Consider the following 22,107-nt stretch of genomic DNA (forward strand, 5'->3'; position numbering starts at 1 on the left):
CGCTGTACTGGAAAGCTGATCTAAAAGATCACCGTTTGATAACTTTTCGGATGATCCTGGATCAGCTTAGGGGAGATTCGAGGGAAATTCCACCGGCAAAGTGGCCGATCTAGCGCCACAAACGGCGAAAAACCGCCAAGATCCGCATGATCTCAACGGTTTATCACTTCGTGATCATTTTGTGACCTTCAGGGCATTCACAGCCCCGGCGAGAGCCGCATCACGAATTCCACTCCACCAGCGCCGAGTAGTTCGTGCCGTTATGACTACAGTCACGCTCGGCCAGCACGAACGGCTTCAATCCCTGGCTGCGCAGGTCACGCAACACGCTCGCCTTCTCCGCGTTGCACGCAGCCCAGGTCGATCCTGACACCACGACATTGTGATAGGCGGCAGATGCTGGGGTGGCAGCGACAGTGACCCCGGCGGCCAACATGGCGGCAGCACCGGCCGCGGACATCATTTTCGTCATGCGCTTCATCGTCGCTCCTTTGTTCACGTTTGTTCACGGACGGCGCGCTCTCGTTCCATACGATCGCGTCCGCCCATTTTCTCTAGTGACTCGCCACACGTTACGCAGGCACGCAAACAGCCTCAAGACGTGGATCTCTGCAAAAATCCAGGGAATCACCTGGTTGCCACCTTTGATGAATGTGGCCTGACTCACTAGGCTGAACTCATGAAGATCGGTGTACCCCGCGAAATCAAGAACAGCGAGAATCGCGTCGCGCTGACCGACGTCGGCGTCAATGAACTCACGCGCGACGGACACGAGATCTTCGTGGAACGCGGGGCCGGCGTGGGCTCGGGCATCACCGATGAGCATTACGAGCAGGCAGGCGGCATCCTGATCGACTCCCCCGATGATCTTTGGGCAGATGTCGAGATGGTCGTCAAGGTCAAAGAGCCGGTCAACGAAGAGCTCTCCCGCATGCGCCGTGGCCAGATCCTGTTCACCTTCCTGCACCTGGCCGCCTCCGCGGAGTGCACCCGTGCTGTGCTGGACTCGGGCACGACGGCGATCGCCTACGAGACGGTCCACCGTGACGGCACCTTGCCGCTGCTCGCACCAATGAGCCAGATCGCCGGCCGTATCGCCCCGATGGCCGGGGCTTACCACCTCACCCAAGCCCAGGGCGGCTCGGGCATCTTGCTCAGTGGCGCCACCGGCACCCGGCGCGCGAATGTGGTGGTGATCGGCGGCGGCGCCGCCGGGGAATCCGCCGCGGTAGTGGCGGCCGGCATGGGTGCGAACGTCTCCGTCATCGACGTCAACCTCACCCGCCTGGCCCACCTCGAGCACACCCACCAGCAGCGCTTCGCCACGCTGGCTTCCTCGGCCATGACGATTGGCTCCGCCGTCGCTGATGCCGACCTGGTGATCGGCTCCGTGCTGATCCCCGGCGCGGCCGCCCCGAAACTCGTCACCCAGGACATGGTGGCGGCCATGCGCCCCGGATCCGTGCTGGTCGACATTGCCATCGATCAGGGCGGTTGCTTCGAGGGCTCCCGCCCCACCACGCATGACAATCCGACGTATCTCGTGCACGACGCACTGTATTACTGCGTGGCGAACATGCCCGGCGCAGTCCCCCAGACGTCGACAGCAGCTCTCAGCCAGGCCACACTCCCCTATCTGCGCCGCGTAGCTGGTCAGGGATGGCAGGATGCCCTCCGCGCAGATCGGGGACTGGCAGAGGGCCTCAACGCCCACGACGGCGTGCTCACCCAGCGTGGAGTCTTCGACGCCGTCGCCGCGGAACTGCAGCTGAACGAGCAGAACCACCTGCGCACCATCGACGAGGTCCTCGCCAGATAACGCGCCCCGCACCACATCAGCCGCACCAAAAAAGACGAACGGCCCGGACACCCGGGCCGTTCGTCGCGTTCAGGCCACCGATATCAGCACACCCTTGACTGACTGTGATCCAGGTCATAGTCTGCATGCAACGCTGTTGCGTTGAACGCACCCCCATGTCAAGGATCTGCCCATCATGTCTTCAGACCGCCCCACCATGACCTCCGCCGAACACCGGATATCAGAACCTGAACCCAACACCGCTGGACTCGTCCCCATCACCCCGGGCACACGGCGTCGCGTCGTCGGCGCCACTTTTATCGGAAACTTCGTCGAGTGGTTCGACTACGCCGTCTACGGCTACCTCGCTTCGACCATCGCCGTCACCTTCTTCCCACCGGGCAACGAGACGGCCCAGCTACTCAGCGCCTGGGGCGTCTTCGCCGTATCGTTCCTCATCCGCCCGATCGGCGGCTTCGTGTGGGGCTGGATCGGCGACCGTTACGGCCGCAAGACCGCCCTGTCCTGGTCGATCCTGATCATGTCACTGGCGACCTTGTGCATCGGGTTGCTGCCCACCTACGAAGCCATCGGGATGATTGCTCCCCTGCTCCTGCTGCTGATTCGCGTGATTCAGGGATTCTCTGCCGCGGGTGAGTACGCGGGCGCCTCGGCCTTCCTCGTGGAGTACGCACCGCGGGGAAAGCGCGGCCGCTACGCCAGCGTGGTGCCAGCCTCGACCGCCAGCGGCTTGCTGTTCGGCCTGCTCTTCGTCACGGTGCTGACCGGCGTCCTCGGTCAGCCCACGATCTCTGAGTGGGCTTGGCGCATCCCCTTCTGGCTAGCCGGACCCCTGGGCATCATCGGCCTGTACATCCGGATGCGGCTGGAAGATACCCCCGCTTTCGCGGAGCTCGCGGAAAAGGACGATGTCGTGCGCGCACCATGGCGCGAGCTATTCGTGGACAACTGGCGCGTGCTGCTGCAGACATTCGGGGCCGCGCTGCTGAACGCCGTCGCCTTCTATGTGCTGCTGAGTTACATGCCGAATTATCTGGAGACGCAGCTGAACCTTTCGGTTACGGAAGCCAATGTGATGACGTCGATCTCGCTGATCACCTACATCGGGTTCATCGTGATCACCGGCGGCCTCTCGGACCGACTGGGTCGCAAGAAGGTGCTGCTCTCGGCCTCCGTCACGATGTTTGTGCTGGCGATCCCGGCATTCATGTTGCTCGACGAGGGCTTCTTCATCGGCACCTTCGTCCTGGTCATCATGGGCGCCACGCTCACCCTGAATGACGGCGTGCTGCCGAGCTACCTCTCCGAGCAGTTCCCCACGAAGATCCGCTATTCGGGATTCGCGGTGTCCTTCAATACCGCCAACGCCCTGTTCGGCGGGTCTGCGGCTTTCGTCGCCACGCTGCTGATCTCCTGGACCGGATCGACGCTCGCCCCGGCATGGATGCTCATGGTCGCAGCTGCTATTGCATTCGTATCCGTCATGATGTCGAAGGAGACTTCGCACCAGGCACTGCGCACCTGATCTGAAGACACAGACGGCGGTCCGCCACGCGGAATGAACCGTGGGGCGGACCGCCGTCGTTCAAGCAGCCGGAGCTAGCCGGCACAGACCGTCTTGATCAGACGCGAGCCTTGGTGGGCACCTTGCGTGAGGAGCCTTCCTCGGTCACCAGCGGGTAGACGCCGTTCTCATCGTGGGTCTCACGACCGGTGACGGGAGGGTTGAACACGCAGGCCATCCGCAGCTCGGTTTCGGCGCGCACAGTGTGCTTCTCGTGGCCGTCGAGCAGGTACAGGGTGCCGTCCTTCAGCTCGTGTACCTCACCGGTCTCCTCGTTGGTGAGGGTGCCGGTGCCCTGCACGCAGTACACGGCCTCGATGTGGTTCTGGTAGTGGAACGTCGAGGTGGTGCCGGCGTAGATCACGGTGTCGTGCATGGAGAAGCCCACGCCCTCGCGAGCCAGCACGATCCGGCGCGAACGCCAGGTCTCGGACTGCACATCGCGCTCGGTGTCGTTCAGGTCGTTCAGGTTCGTCACGATCATGGAAGATCCTTTCTCGAAAAGTCAGCTCAGGGGTGAGACGGCGCAAAGCCGTCCGGATCAGGAGGTCACCAGGGTGTTGCCGGTGGTGTCTTCGACGGCGATCTCCACACCGGTCACGGCGCTCACGGCCTCGGTAATGATGTTGAGGCCACGCTGTAGCTCCTCCAACGGGGTGGTCAGCGGGGGCATGACCTTCAGCACCTCGTCCTGAGGGCCGGAGGTCTCCACCAGCAGTCCGCGCTGGAACGCCTCGGCGGCCACCTTGCCGGCCACCTCCGGGTCCTCGAAGCAGACGCCAGTGAGCAGTCCGCGGCCACGCACCGAGGAGCCGTCTACGGCAGCGGCGATCTTCATCAGCTTGTCCTGGGTGAGATCAATGGCCTCAGCGAGCTGGCCCTTCTCGAAGGAGTCATCGCTCCAGAATTCCTTGAATGCGGTGGTCGCGGTGACAAACGCCAGGTTGTTCCCGCGGAAGGTGCCGTTGTGCTCGCCGGGCTCCCAGACGTCCAGCTCGGGCTTGAACAGGGTCAGAGCCAGCGGCAGGCCGGAGCCGGAGATCGACTTGGACACGCACACGATGTCCGGGGTGATGCCCGCTTCCTCGAAGGAGAAGAACGAGCCGGAGCGGCCACAGCCGGCCTGAACGTCGTCGACAATCAGCAGAATGTCGTGGCGCTGGCACAGATCGGCCAGGCCGCGCAGCCATTCGGCGCGAGCGGCACGCAGGCCGCCTTCACCCTGAATGGTCTCGACGATGATGGCGGCGGGCTTGTCCACGCCGGAACCGGAGTCTTCCAGCACGCGCTCGAGCCAGATGAAGTCCTCGGTTTCGCCGTTGAGGTAGTCGTCGTAGGGGATCTTGGAGCTGTTGGTCAGCGGGATGCCGGCGCCCTTGCGCTTCATCGAGTTACCGGTGACCGACAGCGACCCCAGGGTCATGCCGTGGAAAGCGTTGGTGAAGGAGAGCACGTGCTGACGGCCGGTCACCTTACGGGCCAGCTTCAGCGCAGCCTCCACGGTGTTGGTGCCCGTCGGGCCGGGGAACATCACCTTGTAGTCCAGATTGCGGGGCTCCAGGATGAGCTCGCGGAAGGTGGTGAGGAATTCGCGCTTGGCCGGGGTCATCATGTCGAGCGAGTGCAGCGGGCCACCGCCAGCAATGTACTCGGAAATGGCAGCCACCAGCTTCGGGTGGTTATGGCCGTAGTTCAGCGCGCCAGCGCCGGCGAAGAAGTCGAGGTACTCGGTGCCATCCTCGGAGACCTGCTTCGATCCGGATGCCTTCTCGAAGACGGCGGGCCAGCTGCGGCTGTAGCTGCGGACGGCGGATTCGGTGGTTTCAAAGATCTCGTTGTTCATCATTGGTCCTTCCTGAAGGCCATGTTGAGGTGAGGTGTTCGAGTAGTGGTGAGTGGGGGTTTATGGGAGGGGGATCGAGATGGACAGCTAGCGGATGCCTGCGTCGTGATGCGCATCATCAGAGCCAAACAGCGGCTCGATGCGGTGGAGGAACTCGGTGTCGTGTCCGTCCGGGTACATCTCGGGGGTGAACAGAGCCGTGACCACATGGTCGGCTCCGCGACGACGGGCCAGCGAGGCAAACAAGGCTTTGGAGCCCTCGTTGTCGTCGGTGATGGTGGTTTCCAGGGCGTCAGCCCCGGTGCGCTCGACCAGTTCGTCCAGCATGAGGGAAGCCAGGCCGACTCCGCGGGCGGATTCGCTGACTGCCACCTGCCAGATCATCAGGGTCCGCGGCTCATCGGGGCGCAGGTACCCGGTCACGAAGCCAATGGGGGCTCCGTTGCGCTCGGCCAGCAGCGAGGTGCTGCCGAAATCCCTGCTCCAGAGCAGGTAGTAGTACGAGGAGTTCAGGTCCAGGACCTGGCTGTCTCGTGTGAGCGTCCACAGGGCGGCACCGTCATTCACCGTCAGCGGGCGAAGAACGACGTCCTGGGAGTCAGGTGAAGTGCTATCTCTCGTTTCAAGGTTGGTTGTGGTGCTGTCTGTTCCGGTGGTGTCACTTTCATCAGGCATCGCTCTTCACGATAGCGACCTGAGAAATGCTTTCAACCGCGCCAGGAGCGCGATCCGGGCTTATTCGTGACCGTTCGACCCCGGCGCATCGGCAAGGGCACAACGATTTCCACGGGGACGGTCAGGTCCTCACACGCCGAATCGATTTGTTACCAAGTTGTGACCTTTACTGTGACCTGGCTCTCTAAAATGGCAGCAGAAGCGTTTCGCTTCCCCGACGTGACCGGAATCTCCGCGCCGACGCGCGCCGATGTCCTTATATAACGGCATATAACGGCGCATGACGCCCGCGTCGCAGTTCTTCATATACTTGATCCGCCTGTCTATCACTAGCAATTACCAAGGAGCCACCCATGCTTACTTCGTCAACGCGACGCCACGCGCGTCTACTCTCCGTCTCCGGAATCGTCCTGGCTGGCGCCTTGGCACTGTCCGCTTGCGGTGGCGACAGCGACGCCGAACTCGGCACCGAGGAGAACCCTGTGCAGCTGGGCGTCGTCGGCGCTTCCGAGCCGTACTGGGCCACCTTTGAAGAAGCCGTCGAGGCAGACGGCATCAGCATCGACATCGTGGACTTCACCGAATACACGCAGCCCAACCCGGCCCTGTCTGAAGGCGAGCTGGACATCAACCAGTTCCAGCACATTCAGTACCTGGCCGACTACAACGTCTCCGCCGGTGACGATATCCAGCCGATCGGCGCCACCGCCATCTACCCGCTGGGCTTCTACTCCGAAAAGTACGACTCCATTGACGAGATTCCGGACGGAGAAGAGGTCGTCGTCCCCAATGACTCCGTCAACCGTGCGCGCGGCCTGCTGGTGCTGCAGTCTGCCGGGCTGATCACCCTGCGCGACGGCGGCAATGCCTCGTCGAACCTCGAAGACGTCATTGCCGAGGAGTCCCGCGTGACCGTCACCGAGCTCGACGCCGCAGTCACCGTGACCTCGCTGCCCGACGTTGCGGGCGCCATTGTCAACAACGACTTCATCAACGATGCCGGCCTGAGCCCAGAGGACGCTCTGGCCGAAGATGATCCGAACGACGAGGCCGCTCTGCCTTACGTCAACATCTTCGCCACGAAGGCCGAAGACGTCGACAACGAGGTGTTGAACCGCATCGTCGAGATCTACCAGACCGACCAGGCCGTGCTGGACGGCGCTCAGGAGTCCGCTGGTGGCACCGCCGTCTTCCTACAGACTCCGGCATCCGAATTGCAGGAATCGCTGACAACCACCGAGGACGCACTGCGCGCCGAGTAGAATCGTCTGTCCCAGCCTGTCGTCGGTCGGCGTCCTCCTCGAGAGGACGCCGGCCGACGTCGGGCATCACAGGAAGGACCATCCACTTATGGCCCATATTTCGCTGAAGGGCGTCTCCAAGGTCTACCCCGCACCACGCCGCGGATTTGCAGAGACCGTGGCCGTGGATGATGTCACGCTCGACATTGAACGGGGCGATGTCTTCGGAATCATCGGCTACTCCGGTGCCGGGAAATCGACCCTCGTCCGGCTGATCAATGCACTCGAGCCGGTGACCGCAGGCTCCATCACTATCGACGGCGTCGACATCACCGCCCAGTCCGCGTCAAAACAGCGTGCCATGCGCACCGGAATCGGCATGATTTTCCAGCGGTTCAATCTGCTGTCGTCTCGTTCGGTGCGTCGCAACGTGGAGTATTCACTCGAGGTCGCCGGAATGGGGCGGAGCGAACGCAAAAAGCGTGCTCTGGAACTGCTCGATTTCGTCGGTCTTGCAGACAAAGCCGGTGCATTCCCGGAGCAACTCTCGGGTGGGCAACAGCAGCGCGTTGGCATCGCCCGCGCGCTCGCTGCGGATCCGCCGATCCTGCTCGCAGATGAGGCCACCTCCGCGCTGGACCCGGAGACGACGGACGAGGTCCTCGATCTGCTGGCGCGCGTCAACCGCGAGCTCGGTATCACCATCGTGGTGATCACCCACGAGATGGACGTCATCGCCCGGATCGCCAACAAGGTCGCGGTCATGGAGCGCGGCCAGGTCGTCGAGACCGGCAACACCTACGATGTCTTCACCAATCCGCAGACCGCCACGGCGAAGCGCTTCGTGCGCACCGTGGTGCGCAACCTGCCCTCCGGCGACGAGCTCACCGAGCTGCGCTCCCACCACGAGGGCCGGCTCTTCACCATCTCCTTCACGGACGAGGGTGTCTCCGAGGCCCGCGTGTTCGGCGCCCTGGCCCGAGCAGGAGTGGACTTCAACCTCGTCTACGGCGGGGTGGATTCCATTCAGGGCCGCGTCTATGGCCTGCTGACCATCGCCGTGCGCGGTGATGCGACCGCCGTCGACCAAGCGGTCGGCTCCATCGGTTCCAGCGTGAAAGTGGAGGAGGTCTTCGCATGAGCGACATCATCACCGAAGTCAGCGCGCTGATGCCAACCCTGCTCGACCAGGCCGGCATCATGCTCTGGATCGTCGCACTGTCCCTTCTCTTTGGCGGAATCGCGGGGCTCATTCTGGGACTGTTGCTCTATGTCACCCGCAAGGGCGGCATCCTGCAGCAGCCAATCATCTTCTGGGTGATCAACATCCTGGTGAACACCTTCCGCCCGGTGCCCTTCATCATCTTCATCGCCGCCGTGCAGCCTTTGGCACGTGTGGTGGTCGGCCGAGGAATTGGTGCCGAAGCCGTCGTTTTCGGCATCTCGATCGCGGCCAGCTTCTTCATTGCCCGCCTCGTGGAACAGAACCTGATGTCTGTTGACCCCGGCGTCATTGAGGCAGCTCGCGCCATGGGCGCAGGCCCTTGGCGCATCATTTGGACGGTTATTCTTCCCGAAGCACTCGGACCGCTGGTGCTGGGCTACACCTTCGCCATCATCGCCCTGATCGATATGTCCGCGGTGGCCGGCATTATCGGCGGCGAAGGCTTGGGCAACTACGCCGTCGCCTACGGCTACCGGCAGTTCAACCCGGTGGTCACCTGGTCCGCGTTGTTCCTCATCGTGATCGTGGTTCAAGTGATTCAGGCGCTGGGCAATATTCTGGCCCGCAAGATCCTGCGTCGATAACAACCGACAACGCGAACGAAGGCGTTCCAGGAGTTCTGGCTCCCGGGACGCCTTCGCCGTTTTTCGGGTGCCCGACCCCTAGGAAACCATTGAAACTGGGAGTAGCCTGGAAGGACACTTCGGTCCGATAGAGTTCATCCGCAGTCGAACAAAGGAGTTGGCCATGGATCGCCCCGACCTATCCCCCTCATCCCATGACCCGCTGGGAGTTCTCGTCGGTTTCGACGGCTCCCGTCACGCCACCGCCGCGCTGCATTGGGGAGCCGCCGCTGCCCAGCGCCGCGGCACGACCTTGAGCGTCGTCGCAGCGTTCACCGCTCCGATGCTGATCACCGGTCACGTGGACGCCGCAGGCGGCAGCGTCGGAGTCGATGCCGCACGCCGCGCCACCGAGCAGGTGCTGCAGCTGGCCCGTGACACCCTCGACGGTGCGGGATTCACCTCAGAGAGCCTGCCGACCCGGTTCTTCACCGTCAACGAAGACGCCACCGGTGCCCTGGCCCGGCTGTCAGAGAATGCCGATCTGATCGTGATCGGCCGGCGCGGCCACGGCCGATTCTGGTCACGCGTGCTCGGGTCCGTCTCCGCCGCACTGCCGGCCCACGCCCAATGCCCGACGGTGATTGTGGGCGCCAGCGACGAAGACGTCGAGGACATCACCCGGGTCACCGAGGACACCCGCCCGGTGACGGTCGGCGTCGACACCTCACCCACCGCGCGGAAGGCAGCCCTGGCAGCAGCGGATGAGGCTATTGCCGCCGGGGTTCCGCTACGCGTGGTGCTGGTGCTACCGTCCTTCACCGGCCCGCCGTCGACCTACACCGACGCGGCTGCCCAGCTCGAGACCCAGTCCAAAGATGCCGCCCAACGCGGTCTTGACGCCGAGCTGAACTGGATCCGCGAGCAGCGCCCGGAGGTGGAACTGCAGGGAACCATCATGCGTGGCGTTCCCGCCGAGGCGATGATCGAGGCCTCGGGTTCGTCGCAGCTGACCGTGGTCGGCTCCCGCGGACGCGGTGGCTTCGCCTCACTGCTCCTCGGTTCGGTCTCCCGAACCACGCTGTCGAACGCGAAAGGCACCATAATGGTGGTGCCGAAAGACCGGAAACGGTAAATTTCCGCCACACAACGATGATGCGGGGCGCTCCATTTCCGGGGCGCCCCGCGTTCCTGTTGTCTAAGAAATCAGCTCGTCAGTGGCGATCAGATGTCGCTCCGGAGATGCGACGAGCTTCGATAACATCAATGCCCTGGCGATGAGTGCGCCCACCATAGCCAGGACACTGGCAAGCGCAGACTCTCCCCAACTGACGCTCAGCACTACCGCGAGCGTCATCAACAGCGCTGTGCTGATCCCCAGTACTGCATAGTTGGGTTTGCCGTGGCGAGTAGGCATGCGATGGCTCCTTTCAGATCGCTGCGAGATTCAGACTAACCGGACGAGGATGACGCCGAGGGCCATCACCACCAGGGCGAGCAGTTGGGCGGGGACCACCGGTTTGCGCTGAACGTGGACCAGTCCGAAGTGGTCCACCAGCAGGCTGCCCGCCATCATGCCGAGCAACACCGCGACGACAGTGGCACCGGCGCCGATCTGCGGCACCAGGAACGCGTTGCCCGCCACGTAGAGCGAGCCGAGCACGCCACCGAGCCACATCCACCAGGGGTTGCGCCCTGCAGTTGGTCGCGTCAGCTGGAGGCGAGGCCGGGTGACTAGCAGAATCATCAGTAGCACGACGACGCCGGTGGCGAAGGACACGGTGGAGGCCTTCAGCGAGGAGCCCAGCTCCTGACCGAGGTGTCCGTTGATCGCAGCCTGGGTGGCGAACATCGCCCCGGCGATCACCCCGGCACCGCGCCACCACCACAGGCTCCGGCCCTGCGACTCCGACGTCGTGTTGACTGGCTGAGACGTCGCCGAGCGCAGTCTGCGGGCGGTCCGTTGGCCTACCAGCACCACGGCGAGCACACCGGCGAGCATGAGTAGCGCCCCGGCCACCCTGGTCAGCGTCAGGGGTGCTTCCGTGACTCCGAACCAGGCGAACTGGTCAACTAACAAACCCATCAGGATTTGCCCGGCCAGCGGAATGATCGCGGTCTGAACGGCGCCAATTTTGGGGACCAGCAGCACGGACGTCGTCATCGCCACCACGCCCAGCGGTCCGCCCAGCCACGACCACCAGTCGAATCCGGCCGCCTCCGCGGGGTCGAAGAAGAGGCTCCGTTCCACGGACAGGGTCAGCACCGTCAGGAAGCTCAGGCCCACGGTGAACGACACCAGCGACATCACCCAAGGGCTGACCACCGCGGCGCGCAGGCGCGCGTTGATCCCGCCCTGGATGGGCAATAGGAAACCGGTGACGACACCGAGCAACAGCAGATTCACACCAGCTACCGTATACCGCCGACCGCAGAGTTCGCGGATCAGGCGTCGTCGGGAATCATCTCCAGGATCCGCTGAGACAGCACGGCCCGCTGCTCCTCGCTCAGAGCCGGGGTGTGCACGTAGTCGTGGAGCCAGAGCCCGTCGGCAAGGAGTTGAACGAGGTAGGCCTGCTGGCGCAGGTCGTCGTCCTCGATCCCCTCAATGTCCGGGGACCAACGGCGTTCGACCTCGAGCCAGTATTCGTCGAACTCGGGGTGGCTGCGGGCGTCGATTTCTAACAGCAGCTCGGCTTTGGTGGCCGGGCGGGTCAGAGAGATCACCATTGCCCGCAACCGGCGCGCCTGAGACACCTCGTGCGCCGGTCCACCGGCGGCGGCGATGAGCTCGGCTTCCCAGTTCGCAGCCATGTACTCGTGCAGTGCTCGCAAGATCGCGTCGCGGGAGGGGAAGTGGTAGATGATGCCGGATTTCGACATGCCGGAGGCTTCCGCCAGCGACTCATAGGAGATCGCCTCCAGTCCTTCGGCCTCGATCAGCTCAATGGCTCGTTGCAGAATGCTCTCGCGCTTGCTCGTCCTCAACAGCGACGGCTCCCTTCGGGTTGTCTCGGAAACAGTATGCCGTGATGGCGGCGGAGAGCACAGCCACCGCGGCAACGATGATGAGCACCGTCAGGTACGCGGTATCGTAGGCTCCCACCGCCGCAGCACCGTGCACGGCATGATCCACCCCGTGGTCGACGTCGTGCGCCACCGCCTCCGGGGCGTTCAGCGCATAGACCAGCGGCATCAGACTGCCCAGCACCGCCACCGAGATCAGGGTGCCGAACTCATAGGAAACCTCCTCGACGGACGCGGCCATGCCGGCGCGGCTGCGCGGAGCCGAACCCATGATGGCGGTCGAGGCCACGGAAGCAGCCAGCCCGCCGCCCATGCCCACAAGCATCAGCGACACCACGAACATCCACAGCGGGGCGGACGCGATGAAGGCCAGAATCGCTCCGGTCAGCCCCAGCGCCATCAGGGTGAACCCTCCGGAGATCAACGGGAGGAAGCCCAACCGGTGCAGGTTCGCCCCGCCCAACACCGCCATCGGAATGGCGGGCACGGCCACGGATGCAACGAGCAGCCCGGCCTCGAGCGGGGAGAAATCCGCCACCGTCTGGAAACGCTGGGTGGTCATCAGCTCGGTGCCGGACATGATGACCATCATCAGCCCAGCCGCCAGCACGCCGCCGGTGAAAATGCGGTTCTTGAAGATACCGAACACCAGCAGCGGCTCGGTGAGGCGCTGCTGCCGGCGGACAAAGAGGACCGCGCCGACGACGCCAAGCACCAGCCCGGCGGCCAGCACGATTCCGGAGCGGTTGGCGTTGGCGACCTCCTTGATGCTCAGCACCAGGCCGACCATCGCCGCCATGGCCCACACCGAGGAGACGGCGTCCCAGTGCTTGGCCGGGTTGGCGAGATTCGGCGGGGCAATCAGCGCGGTGAAGATCAGGATGAGCACCACCACCGGCACGTTGATCAGAAACACCGAGCCCCACCAGAAGAACTCGAGCAGTAGTCCGCCCATCACCGGTCCCATCGCGGCGCCCACTACAGCCACGGAACCCCAGATGCCGATGGCGGTGTTGCGCTCTCGCTCGTCGGTGAAGGTAATACGAATCAGCGCCAGGGTGGCCGGCATCATGGTGGCCGCGCCCACTCCGAGCAGGGCGCGGGCGGCCACCAGGAACCAGGCGCTGGGCGAGAACGCCGCGGCCAGCGAGCCGAGCCCGAAGAGAATCACTCCGAGGGTGAAAATGCGCCGGTGCCCGATGCGGTCACCCAGGGTGCCGGTGCCCAGCAGCAGCCCGGAGAGCACCAGCGGGTAGGCGTTGATGATCCACAGCGACTGGGTGGCGGTGGTATCGAGCTGATCGCGTAGCTCGGGCAGGGCGGTGTAGAGGATCGAGTTGTCGGCGCCGACCAAGAAGAGTCCGGCACTGATCACGACGAGGAACGTCCAGCGCTGAGCCGCACTCGTGGGCGCGGTGGCGTGCGGTGAAAGAGCTTGCATGCCCATAACTGTACCAAACGTTCGGTACAGTTATGAGCTCGAGGAAGGAGACGTTCGCCACCTGGAACGGCTTAGCTGGGTGCGGATTTTTCGCGCTTCCAGTAGCCGCAGAAGGTGACATGCGACTTCGGAATCCCGCAGCCCTGGTCGATCATGGCGACCTCGGTACCGGGCTGCACCGCGACGGCCCAGGGGCCGGCCACGCCGTCGTCGCCGTGCACCAGGAAGTCCACGTCCGTTTCGGCCGGCAAACCCGGCGCGGCCTGGCGGAAGGCACGCACCGTGTAGCTCCGGATCACCGGACGCGTTCCTTGAGGCAGGGTGAGGTACTTGAGGTAGCCGCCCATGCCGAACCGCTGCGACATCCGCTCGAAACTGGAATTCTCGGACACCTGGGTGGTCACCAGCCCGGAGTCGGCGTGGGCGACGGTGATGTTGCTCATGGGACAGTCCTGTCTGATCGCTGGCCTCACGGATCACGCGGCGCGGTCATGACAGGACGTAGACCATCGGGCTCCCCTCCGCGATGGGCGTTGTCGTTGATGGTGCTCCTCCAGGGCGCCTTGAACAAGCCTCAGCGGCAAGCTAGTAGCGCGCTCAGGCGTCAGGACAGGTCATGGCGCAGCCCGTGGTAGATGGCGACGCCAAGGAACAAAACGATGGCGAGCCAGACGTTACCGGCGGCCTCCAGGAAGGGGCGGTCGAACATCCAGGCAACCAGGCCCACCATTCCGGCCACCGCCACGGCGTACAGACCTAGCACCAGGGCCAGGTAGGCGATTCGGTTCAGCATCGTCACTCGTCCTCCCACCCACAGGGAAACTCATGCCAGGGTCAGCACCGACACCAGGGCCGCACCCAGGCCCAGTCCGACATCGAAGATGATGTTCCAGGCCGCACTCATGCGGTCGGTTTGTAGCCGGGTGTGGGCCCGGCGCATCAGCACGGTGAGCACGGTAGTCTGCACGATGCCCGAGGCCGCACCGATCAGGGCAGCGGCGATCATCACGGTGGCGGGGCCGGAGCCGACCATAAACCACGCGGACCCAACGGCGAGCACCGCCAGCGCGGCACCGGCCAGCACGCGGGCCGAGACGTGGTCGATGACGGCGCCGGTGGCCAGCCTGCCCAGCGCCACCGAGAACTGGGTGGTGGCGGTCGCGAGCACGACCACCCAGGCGGCCGAGGTCAGAGCGAGCACGCTCATCGACGACAGCGCCACCGCGTAACAGGTGACGGCAATCAGGTGCCCGGTCAGCGCCACACTGCTCAGCCACAACAGTGGACTCCGCGATACAGGCCTCCCACGGCGTTCCGTCGAAGATGCTGCGTCGTCGGTATCACCGACATCCGCCGCCTGCAGCGCCTCGCCGGCGTCGTGCCCCGAACCGACCTGTAGTTCCGCCGTACCGGCAGGGACCCTCACCAGCGTGGTCGCGGCCAGCCCGAGCCCGGACGCAATGCCGGCCATGGTCAGGGTGCCGCCGGGGCCCACCTGGGTGACCAGCAGCATGCCCAGCGGACCGCCGATCAGCCCGCCCACGGCGTTGGCGAACCCGAATAGCGCCAGGGCGGGGGCGATGCGCTCCGGCGCCACCACCTCTTTCGCCCAGGAGGTACAGGAGATCACGAACACCCCGAATCCAGCACCGAACAGCACGATGCCGGGCCAGTGGTCCAGCCAGGGCAACGCCACCGCCCCGGCCACCATCAACGCCAGCCCCAGCCGCACCGCACGCACCCGAGGCGTCAACCAGCGCCCGGCCCACACGATCACCGGCTGAATGAGCACCACCACGGCCATCAGCACCGCCACCAGGGTTCCCGGCGCCACCGAACCGCTCGAGAGAATCAGGGCCGCGCTCGGGTACACCCCAAAGAAGCAGGCGAATGCCGCCGCAGCGGTGAACGCGACTCCCACCTCGGGCCGCAGCGGTGCTCGCCTCATCAGCGCCCGTACCGGTATGGGTGGCTCCAGGGCCAGGCCACCGCAATCCAGTCCACTAACGCGAGCGCCAGCACTTCATCCAGGTGCGCGTGATCAGCGCGCACCCAGGACTGCACCGATACGTCGCGCTCGGGCCGCCGGGCAGCCTCCGGAATCTCCGCGGCCGGGTACAGGTATACGCACCCCACCACCTCATCGGCCGGGTTCAGCACGGTGAAGGTGAATCCGCGCCGGGCCTCGAAGTCGCTCGCATGCCGTTCCAGGTCCGCCCGGTTCCGTTCCGGCGTCATCCCCTCCACCGGCGGCCACGACCCATCGGGATATCCCGGGGTGGCCCGAATGTGTTCCACGCTCGAGCTCCACGCCGCCAGGTCCGCCTCGTTGTGCTGCGGCCCCAGCGGCTCGAGCCGGAACTGCTCGGTGACCAGCGAGCGCGGCGGGTCGAAATCTGCGGGGAGGAACTCCTGCGGTGCCATGAACCGAGCATAGCCCCGAGGCCATCTGATAAACAGGAGGCATGACGACGAACGCCACCGCCCTGATTGCCCCCTCCACCGGCGCCGCTTTCGAGCGCGGCCAGATCCCCCGTCGCGACCTCGGTGCCGACGATGTACGCATCGCCATCGCCTACGCCGGAATCTGCCACTCCGATATTCACCAGGTTCGCAGCGAATGGGGCCCGGGCACCTTCCCCATGGTGCCCGGCCACGAGATCGCCGGTGTTGTCACCGAGGTCGGCCCGGAGGTCACCGACTTCCAGCCCGGCGACCGGGTGGGTGTCGGTTGTTTCGTGGACTCCTGCGGTGAGTGCGAACCGTGCCAGGCCAGCGAAGAGCAGTTCTGCACCCGCGGCACCGTGATGACCTACAACTCACAGGAGTATTCGGGTGAGCCCACCTACGGCGGCTACTCCACCGAAGTGGTGGTCCGCGCCGGCTACGTGCTGCGCATCCCCGAAGAGCTCAGCCTCGACGCCGCCGCTCCCCTGCTCTGCGCCGGCATCACCACCTACTCCCCGCTGCGGCACTGGAATGCCGGACCGGGCAAGCGCGTCGCCGTGGTAGGCATGGGTGGACTCGGCCACATGGCGGTCAAGTACGCTCACGCCCTGGGCGCCCACGTCACCGTGCTCTCGCAGACCCGCTCCAAAGAAGACGACGGTCGCCGCTTCGGCGCCGATGACTACCGCGCTACCTCCGAAGACGGCACCCTGGAGTCGTTGCGAGGCAGCTTCGATTTGATCATCAACACCGTCTCCGCCGACGTCGATCTGGACGCCCTGCTCGCTACTCTCACCCTGGACGGGGTCCTGGTGTTCGTGGGCCTGCCCGAGAACCCGCAGTCGCTCTCCGTGTTCTCACTGACCTCCGCCCGGCGCGTGGTGACCGGGTCGAATATCGGTGGCATCCGTGAGACCCAGGAAATGCTGGACTTCTCCGCCGAGCACGGCATCGCTGCCGAGGTGGAAGTGATCTCCGCTGACGACGTCGACGCCGCCTACGAGCGGGTGCTGCGCTCCGATGTGCGCTACCGGTTCGTCATCGACGTCGACACCCTCTAACTAAGCGCGGTCAGCCGTCCAGGTAGCGGAGACGCAGAGCGCGCCCGGTGCTGGCCAGCAGGGCGGCCAGCACCAGGGTTCAGTTCCCACCAGCGGAATCGCGGCATCGGATGACCGTCACCTGGCTCGATCTTGCGCGCCGCGCGGCGTCGTCGCCATTCGGCGAAAACACTGGCGAGCGTAGCAAACCGAGATGACGCCTGCCTCGGGGATCAGGCGCCGTCGTTGAGCAGGTCTTCGATGGCAATCGGCTCGTCGATCAGACCAATCCGGTCGGAAATGTCAATGATCTGCTGCAGCGACTCCCGGTGATGCTCCTGCGGGAAGAGCGGGATGGTGGTCTTCTCCAGCGTCTCCGGCGAGGAGGTCGTGTACTCGGCGATCACCTCGCGTACGATCTCCGGGTTCTCCTCGGAGAACTGCTGCGACTCCTTCATGGCGGCAGCAAAAGCCTCAACCAGATCCGGGTCACTCTCAATCAGGCCCTCGGTAGCGAAGTACCCGCCGATGGAGAGATCCTCCACGGGCTGCGAGAACGGCCCGAAAATGCGCTCCAGGCCGGCCTCGTCGCCGATCACGGCGAACGGATCGACCGCGGTGATCGCATCCACATTCCCGGCCTCCAGCTGCGGAACCATGTCCGGGAACGCCACTTCCACGAAGTTGATGGAGTCAGCATCGCCACCCTCCTGCTCCATGCCCTCAGAGATCACGGAGTCGAAGATGTTGTTCAGCGTGTTGACGGCAACGGTCTTGCCTTCAAGGTCCGTGATGGACTCAATGCCGGAATCCGGGTTGACCATCACGGCAGCGAAGTCTTCCAGCTCGCTGCCGGTGGTCTGCGGACCGGTGGCGACAATCTTAATCGGCAGACCACGGTCGCGCGCCACCACCAGGGAGGTCACGTTCGAGTAGCCAAAATCGAGGTCCCCGGACTGCACACCGGGCACGATGGCGGCGCCACCCTGGGCCTGAGTCAGCGTGAGGTCCAGGCCATGCTCCTCGAAGATTCCTTCGCGCTGACCCACGTAGATGGAGGCGACGTCACCGATCGGGATCACACCCACCTCCACCGGAGTCAGCTCACCCTGTGCCTCGGCGGAAGCCTCTTCCTCGCCGCCGGAGGGAGAACCCTCACCACAAGCGGTCAGCAACAGTGCCCCGGCGCAGGTCAGGGCGGCGAATCCAGCGGTGCGTCGTTTCGACGTCGTCAACGTGAACATAGAGAGACTCTCCTTCAGTGGCTCCGGCCGGGCCGAAGTGATGCGAGTAGATGAGTGGTGAACGTTCTATTGTGAGCATGAACACATCGTGGCTTGAGTGTAAATCATTGAATATTCGGCGGCAATCACCCGTCTTCATAAATAGTTCGCATACCCCTGAATTGGGCACCCGGCTCGCCAGGATGGTTCGTCCCTCAGCGGACAACTAGCCCACGACATTGCGCCGGGTTCACGGCAGTGCCATCGTCAAATCCATGTCCGAGAACATCAGCACCCAGGTCCAACTCGTGTCCCGCCCGCAGGGGTGGCCGACTCAGGAAAACTTCCGCACCGTCCAGGTGACCCTGGACGAGCTGGCCCCCGGGGAGGTGCGCGTTCGCAACAGCTACCTCTCAGTGGACCCGTACATGCGCGGCCGCATGAGTAACGCGAAGAGCTATGTAGCGCCGTTCGGGCTCGAGGAGACCATGACCGGCGGCGCCGTGGGTGTCGTCACTGAGTCACATGACGAGTCGCTGCCTGTGGGCACGCTGGTGCTGCATCAGCTCGGCTGGCGTGACATGGCCCAAGCCCCGGCGTCTCAGTTCCGCGCGGTGCCGGAGATCCCGGGCGTGGAGCCCTCGGTGTACCTCGGCATTCTGGGAATGACCGGGCTCACGGCTTATGTTGGGCTGACCACCATTGCCCCGGTGGCCGAGGGCGACACCGTATTCGTTTCCGGTGCAGCCGGTGCGGTGGGTACCGCCGTCGGCCAGATCGCACGCCTGCTGGGCGCCTCCCGGGTGATCGGTTCTGCCGGGTCCGCGGAAAAGATCGCACTGCTCACCGAAAAGTACGGCTTCGACGCCGCCCTGAACTACAAGGACGCCCCGGTCCGCGAGCAGCTGGCAGAGCTGGCGCCCGAGGGGATCGACGTGTTCTTCGACAACGTCGGCGGTGACCATCTGGAGGCGGCCCTGGATGTGTTCAACGACGGCGGCCGCGGCGCGCTGTGCGGGGCGATCTCGACCTATAACAGCACCGAAACCCCATCCGGGCCGGACAACATGGTGAACATGATCAAGCGGAGCCTGCGGCTGCGTGGCTTCACCGTGGGTCACCACCTCGACCAGTCCGCCGAGTTCCAGGAACGGATGGCGCAGTGGTTCAGCGCCGGAAAGATCACCTACGACGAGACCGTGGTGGAGGGCATCGAAAACTCCGTGGATGCGTTCCTCGACATGATGCGCGGAGCCAACACCGGCAAGATGGTCGTCCGCATCCCTCAGGGTTGACCGTATTGTGAGAAGCTGGATGGGTACGTATCCGGCGGGACGACCCGCACGGTAACCCTCACGAGCTGGGACGACCCTGCAGAATCGGTCGAACATCGTGACCTCTGTGACCTTCTCCTCCACCCTGCGCACCGTGCTCACCCGCGGCGCCCTCGCTCGTCTCGCCCTCGGCTGGGGCGCTTTCGCTCTCCTGCTGTTCGCCGGCCCGCTGCTCGGTGACGCGGCTGGACTCTCCACGCTGGCGCTCTTCACCGTGTTACTGGCGATCATCGGCGTCATCGTGGTCTGCGCCTTCGGGGTGGTCACCCAGGCGGAGCATCTGGCGCACCGGCTGGGCGACCCCTACGGCACCCTGGTGTTGACCCTGTCCATCGTGCTGATCGAGGTCATCCTGATCTCGGCGGTGATGCTCGGCCCCGGCGATCATGCCACCATTGCGCGCGACTCCGTGATGGCCGTGTCGATGATCATCCTCAACCTGGTGGTCGGGGTGGCCCTGCTGGTGGGCGGATCCCGCCACGCGAACCTGCAACCGAATAGCACCGGGGTGTCCGCGTATCTGTCACTGCTGGTGGTGTTGGGGACCGTGGCTTTTGCGCTACCGCAGCTGATCGGGGAACAGGGCGCGTACACGGCGGGCCAGGCCGTGCCGGTCGCGGTGCTGACCGTGCTGCTGTACGGATTCTTCCTGTACCGACAAATGGGGCCGCAGCGCCGCGATTTCCAGGAGGTCGACCTCGCTCACCCTTCGGGTCGGGCGCCGGGCTCCGACGGTTCCCATGCGGCGAGTGTCACCGAGGTGCTGCGCATGCACCGAGCGGAGATTCTCAGCCGGGCGGTGGTGCTGGTGCTCACGGTGATCCCCATTGTGCTGCTCTCCCACGACATGGCGGCTCTGCTCGACGTCGGTTTGGACCGCTTGGGGGCTCCCGTGGCCCTCTCCGGGGTGTTGATCGCGATGATCGTGTTCTTGCCGGAGACGATCACGACGTTCCGCGCGGCCTGGGGTGGTGAGATCCAGCGCGTGAGCAACCTCTGCCACGGCGCCCTGGTGTCCACGGTGGGGCTGACGATCCCCGCGGTGCTGACGATCGGGCTGCTCACCGGCCAGTCGGTGATACTCGGCGATGATCCGACCGGGCTGGCCCTGTTCGCCGTCACCCTGTTGCTGACACTCACGAGTTTCGCGGGCAAGAAGGTCAGTGCGCTACATGGTGCTGCTCATGTGCTGCTGTTCCTGCTCTACGGAATCACCCTGTTCACCTAGGGTGGCCGCACGGCCCGTTACTCTGAGGCGGACTCGGCCGCGGAGCGACCTGCCTGGTTGAGGTGGTCGTCCACGTGGTCCACGGCGGCCTGGATGCCCTGACCCGATTCGAGCTTCGTGAGCCCCTGTTCCAATACGGCGCGTAGATCGGCGGAACGCAGGTCCTCGTATTCGTGGTTTGTGAGCTCGGAGATCAATTCCTGAGCGACGGCAGCACGCTCAGCCCGGGTCAACGACCGGGCTGCGTTGAGCACCTCAGGAAGATTTGATTCCACACCACTAGTCTACGCAGTGTTTCAAGGGGTCGAAACTGTCACGGCGTCCTGGGCGAGCTGCTTCTCGATGGCGCGCACGGCGTCGCGGCCGGCCCGGTTGGCACCGACCGTCGACTGCGATGGGCCGAAGCCGATGAGGTGCAGACGCGGCTCAGCGTCGGCCTGGGTGCCACGCAGTTTCACCCCACCCAGATCGGTGCGCAGCTGCAGGTCTTCCAGGTGGCGCAGGTCCCCCTTGAAGCCGGTGGCCCAGAGGATGGCGTCGACCGAGGTGAAGGACCCATCCGCCTCGCGCACCCCGTGTGGCTCGATAGCAGCGAACATGGGACGCCGGTTCAGGGCGCCGCGTTCGCGGGCGGCTCGGGTGTAGGCGGCGTCCGGTGGCAGACCGGTGTAGGAGACCACACTGCCGGTGGGACGTCCGGCTTCGACGTCGGCGGTCACGCGGCGGATCACATCGCGTCCATATTCCATGTCGAATTCGTCGGTCATCCACCGCAACGGTGTGCGGGTGTACCAGACGGTGTCGGTGACCCGCGAGATCTCCTCGAGTTGTTGCAGCGCCGAGATGCCGCCGCCAACGATCGCGGTGCGCAGCCCTCGGAACTGCTCCAGGCTCGTGTAGTCCCGGGTGTGTAGCTGCAGGCCTTCGAAGGTGTCGGCTCCGGGGTAGGCCGGCAGGGTCGGATTGTTCCAGGTGCCGGTCGCGTTGATCAGGTACTCGGCGCGCCAGGTGCCCTGCGAGGTCTCCACGAGGAAACCGTGCCGGCCGGAGGCGTCGTCGCGCGTGACCCGCTCGACCGTGACCGGGCGCAGAATCGGCAGATTGAACTGAGTTTCAAACTCCCCGAAGTACCGTGGCACCGCCTGATTGCTGGGTTCCTGTGGGTTCATCTGCGGCTTCGGCGTCCTGGGCAAATCGAAGATGGCGTTGAGGGTGCCGACGCGCAGCGACTCCCAACGGTGCTGCCAGGCACCGCCGGGGCCCGGGTTCGCATCAAGCAACACAAAAGTGTGCGCGCCGTCGGGGTGCTCGAGGGCACTGTCGAAGCCCGAGCGCTGCAGGTGGAAGCCCGCCGAAAGCCCCGCCTGACCGGCGCCGATCACCAGCACCGTCACATCCCGGACGCCCGACTCTGTGTGTACTGAGTTTTCCGCCAT

General features: G+C 64.7%; 24 protein-coding genes. 9 read left to right on the plus strand and 15 right to left on the minus strand.

Annotated features, from left to right (window positions below; genetic code table 11):
- Positions 1 to 220 precede the first annotated feature (220 nt).
- Positions 221 to 472, minus strand: coding sequence for a hypothetical protein (locus P8192_RS12100; RefSeq protein WP_278157285.1), 252 nt, complete (start codon positions 470 to 472; stop codon positions 221 to 223).
- Positions 473 to 679: 207 nt separating this feature from the next.
- Here P8192_RS12100 and ald point away from each other — a divergent pair, with 207 nt between their 5' ends.
- Positions 680 to 1,819, plus strand: a complete 1,140-nt coding sequence (ald, locus tag P8192_RS12105) for an alanine dehydrogenase (protein ID WP_278157286.1) — start codon at positions 680 to 682, stop codon at positions 1,817 to 1,819.
- A 175-nt stretch (positions 1,820 to 1,994) separates the two neighbouring features.
- Entirely contained in the window at positions 1,995 to 3,344 is a 1,350-nt protein-coding gene (locus P8192_RS12110) for an MFS transporter (protein ID WP_278157287.1), read from the plus strand.
- Positions 3,345 to 3,441: 97 nt separating this feature from the next.
- Here P8192_RS12110 and P8192_RS12115 read toward each other — a convergent pair whose 3' ends face one another.
- The 3 genes from P8192_RS12115 to ectA all read right to left on the minus strand — a co-directional run bounded on the left by P8192_RS12115 (position 3,442) and on the right by ectA (position 5,901).
- Positions 3,442 to 3,867, minus strand: a complete 426-nt coding sequence (locus tag P8192_RS12115) for an ectoine synthase (protein ID WP_270107219.1) — start codon at positions 3,865 to 3,867, stop codon at positions 3,442 to 3,444.
- A 57-nt stretch (positions 3,868 to 3,924) separates the two neighbouring features.
- Positions 3,925 to 5,226, minus strand: coding sequence for a diaminobutyrate--2-oxoglutarate transaminase (ectB, locus tag P8192_RS12120; protein ID WP_278159820.1), 1,302 nt, complete (start codon positions 5,224 to 5,226; stop codon positions 3,925 to 3,927).
- An 87-nt stretch (positions 5,227 to 5,313) separates the two neighbouring features.
- Positions 5,314 to 5,901, minus strand: coding sequence for a diaminobutyrate acetyltransferase (gene ectA, locus P8192_RS12125; protein ID WP_347403409.1), 588 nt, complete (start codon positions 5,899 to 5,901; stop codon positions 5,314 to 5,316).
- A 353-nt stretch (positions 5,902 to 6,254) separates the two neighbouring features.
- On the opposite strand from ectA, the gene P8192_RS12130 reads away from it, so the two are divergent.
- The 4 genes from P8192_RS12130 to P8192_RS12145 all read left to right on the plus strand — a co-directional run bounded on the left by P8192_RS12130 (position 6,255) and on the right by P8192_RS12145 (position 10,065).
- Positions 6,255 to 7,163 carry a MetQ/NlpA family ABC transporter substrate-binding protein gene (locus P8192_RS12130; RefSeq protein WP_278157288.1) on the plus strand — a complete coding sequence of 303 codons (909 nt, stop codon included), beginning with the start codon at positions 6,255 to 6,257 and terminating at the stop codon, positions 7,161 to 7,163.
- A gap of 88 nt (positions 7,164 to 7,251) precedes the next feature.
- Positions 7,252 to 8,283, plus strand: coding sequence for a methionine ABC transporter ATP-binding protein (locus P8192_RS12135; protein WP_270107217.1), 1,032 nt, complete (start codon positions 7,252 to 7,254; stop codon positions 8,281 to 8,283).
- Positions 8,280 to 8,951, plus strand: coding sequence for a methionine ABC transporter permease (locus P8192_RS12140; protein ID WP_431521113.1), 672 nt, complete (start codon positions 8,280 to 8,282; stop codon positions 8,949 to 8,951). Before P8192_RS12135 ends, P8192_RS12140 begins: the two co-directional genes overlap by 4 nt.
- A gap of 163 nt (positions 8,952 to 9,114) precedes the next feature.
- Positions 9,115 to 10,065 carry a universal stress protein gene (locus P8192_RS12145; protein WP_278157289.1) on the plus strand — a complete coding sequence of 317 codons (951 nt, stop codon included), beginning with the start codon at positions 9,115 to 9,117 and terminating at the stop codon, positions 10,063 to 10,065.
- A 63-nt stretch (positions 10,066 to 10,128) separates the two neighbouring features.
- Here the strand turns inward: P8192_RS12145 and P8192_RS12150 are convergent, their stop codons facing one another.
- The 8 genes from P8192_RS12150 to P8192_RS12185 form a co-directional block, all read right to left on the minus strand.
- The gene (locus tag P8192_RS12150; protein ID WP_278157290.1) at positions 10,129 to 10,347 is read right to left on the minus strand and encodes a hypothetical protein; all 219 of its coding nucleotides are present in this window, start codon (positions 10,345 to 10,347) and stop codon (positions 10,129 to 10,131) included.
- 30 nt (positions 10,348 to 10,377) lie between these two features.
- On the minus strand, positions 10,378 to 11,337 hold the full coding sequence (locus tag P8192_RS12155; RefSeq protein ID WP_278157291.1) for a DMT family transporter: 960 nt from the start codon (positions 11,335 to 11,337) through the stop codon (positions 10,378 to 10,380).
- A 38-nt stretch (positions 11,338 to 11,375) separates the two neighbouring features.
- The gene (locus P8192_RS12160) at positions 11,376 to 11,918 is read right to left on the minus strand and encodes a TetR/AcrR family transcriptional regulator (RefSeq protein ID WP_278157292.1); all 543 of its coding nucleotides are present in this window, start codon (positions 11,916 to 11,918) and stop codon (positions 11,376 to 11,378) included.
- Positions 11,875 to 13,398 (minus strand): MFS transporter, encoded by a 1,524-nt coding sequence (locus tag P8192_RS12165; protein ID WP_278157293.1) that lies wholly within the window; start codon positions 13,396 to 13,398, stop codon positions 11,875 to 11,877. The genes P8192_RS12160 and P8192_RS12165 overlap by 44 nt, the downstream gene beginning before the upstream one ends.
- Before the next feature lie 71 nt (positions 13,399 to 13,469).
- On the minus strand, positions 13,470 to 13,841 hold the full coding sequence (locus P8192_RS12170; RefSeq protein ID WP_278157294.1) for a siderophore-interacting protein: 372 nt from the start codon (positions 13,839 to 13,841) through the stop codon (positions 13,470 to 13,472).
- Positions 13,842 to 14,002: 161 nt separating this feature from the next.
- Entirely contained in the window at positions 14,003 to 14,191 is a 189-nt protein-coding gene (locus P8192_RS12175; RefSeq protein WP_278157295.1) for a hypothetical protein, read from the minus strand.
- Positions 14,192 to 14,221: 30 nt separating this feature from the next.
- Positions 14,222 to 15,346 (minus strand): MFS transporter, encoded by a 1,125-nt coding sequence (locus P8192_RS12180; protein WP_278157296.1) that lies wholly within the window; start codon positions 15,344 to 15,346, stop codon positions 14,222 to 14,224.
- On the minus strand, positions 15,346 to 15,822 hold the full coding sequence (locus tag P8192_RS12185) for an N-acetyltransferase (RefSeq protein WP_278157297.1): 477 nt from the start codon (positions 15,820 to 15,822) through the stop codon (positions 15,346 to 15,348). The genes P8192_RS12180 and P8192_RS12185 overlap by 1 nt, the downstream gene beginning before the upstream one ends.
- A 41-nt stretch (positions 15,823 to 15,863) precedes the next feature.
- On the opposite strand from P8192_RS12185, the gene P8192_RS12190 reads away from it, so the two are divergent.
- Complete coding sequence (locus P8192_RS12190) at positions 15,864 to 16,907, plus strand: NAD(P)-dependent alcohol dehydrogenase (RefSeq protein WP_278157298.1); 1,044 nt, start codon at positions 15,864 to 15,866, stop codon at positions 16,905 to 16,907.
- 212 nt (positions 16,908 to 17,119) lie between these two features.
- Here the strand turns inward: P8192_RS12190 and P8192_RS12195 are convergent, their stop codons facing one another.
- Positions 17,120 to 18,130 carry an ABC transporter substrate-binding protein gene (locus tag P8192_RS12195; RefSeq protein ID WP_278157299.1) on the minus strand — a complete coding sequence of 337 codons (1,011 nt, stop codon included), beginning with the start codon at positions 18,128 to 18,130 and terminating at the stop codon, positions 17,120 to 17,122.
- A gap of 254 nt (positions 18,131 to 18,384) precedes the next feature.
- Between P8192_RS12195 and P8192_RS12200 the strand changes: the two genes are divergently transcribed.
- Both P8192_RS12200 and P8192_RS12205 read left to right on the plus strand, forming a co-directional pair.
- Positions 18,385 to 19,404, plus strand: a complete 1,020-nt coding sequence (locus tag P8192_RS12200) for an NADP-dependent oxidoreductase (RefSeq protein WP_278157300.1) — start codon at positions 18,385 to 18,387, stop codon at positions 19,402 to 19,404.
- Between the two features lie 97 nt (positions 19,405 to 19,501).
- A complete protein-coding gene (locus P8192_RS12205) occupies positions 19,502 to 20,671 on the plus strand; it encodes a calcium:proton antiporter (RefSeq protein WP_278157301.1) in 1,170 nt (389 codons plus the stop codon).
- A gap of 17 nt (positions 20,672 to 20,688) precedes the next feature.
- Here P8192_RS12205 and P8192_RS12210 read toward each other — a convergent pair whose 3' ends face one another.
- Entirely contained in the window at positions 20,689 to 20,946 is a 258-nt protein-coding gene (locus P8192_RS12210; protein ID WP_270107173.1) for a hypothetical protein, read from the minus strand.
- A gap of 21 nt (positions 20,947 to 20,967) precedes the next feature.
- Positions 20,968 to 22,107 carry an NAD(P)-binding domain-containing protein gene (locus P8192_RS12215; RefSeq protein ID WP_278157302.1) on the minus strand — a complete coding sequence of 380 codons (1,140 nt, stop codon included), beginning with the start codon at positions 22,105 to 22,107 and terminating at the stop codon, positions 20,968 to 20,970.

Source organism: Citricoccus muralis (assembly GCF_029637705.1).
In the GTDB taxonomy this organism is placed as follows: domain Bacteria; phylum Actinomycetota; class Actinomycetes; order Actinomycetales; family Micrococcaceae; genus CmP2.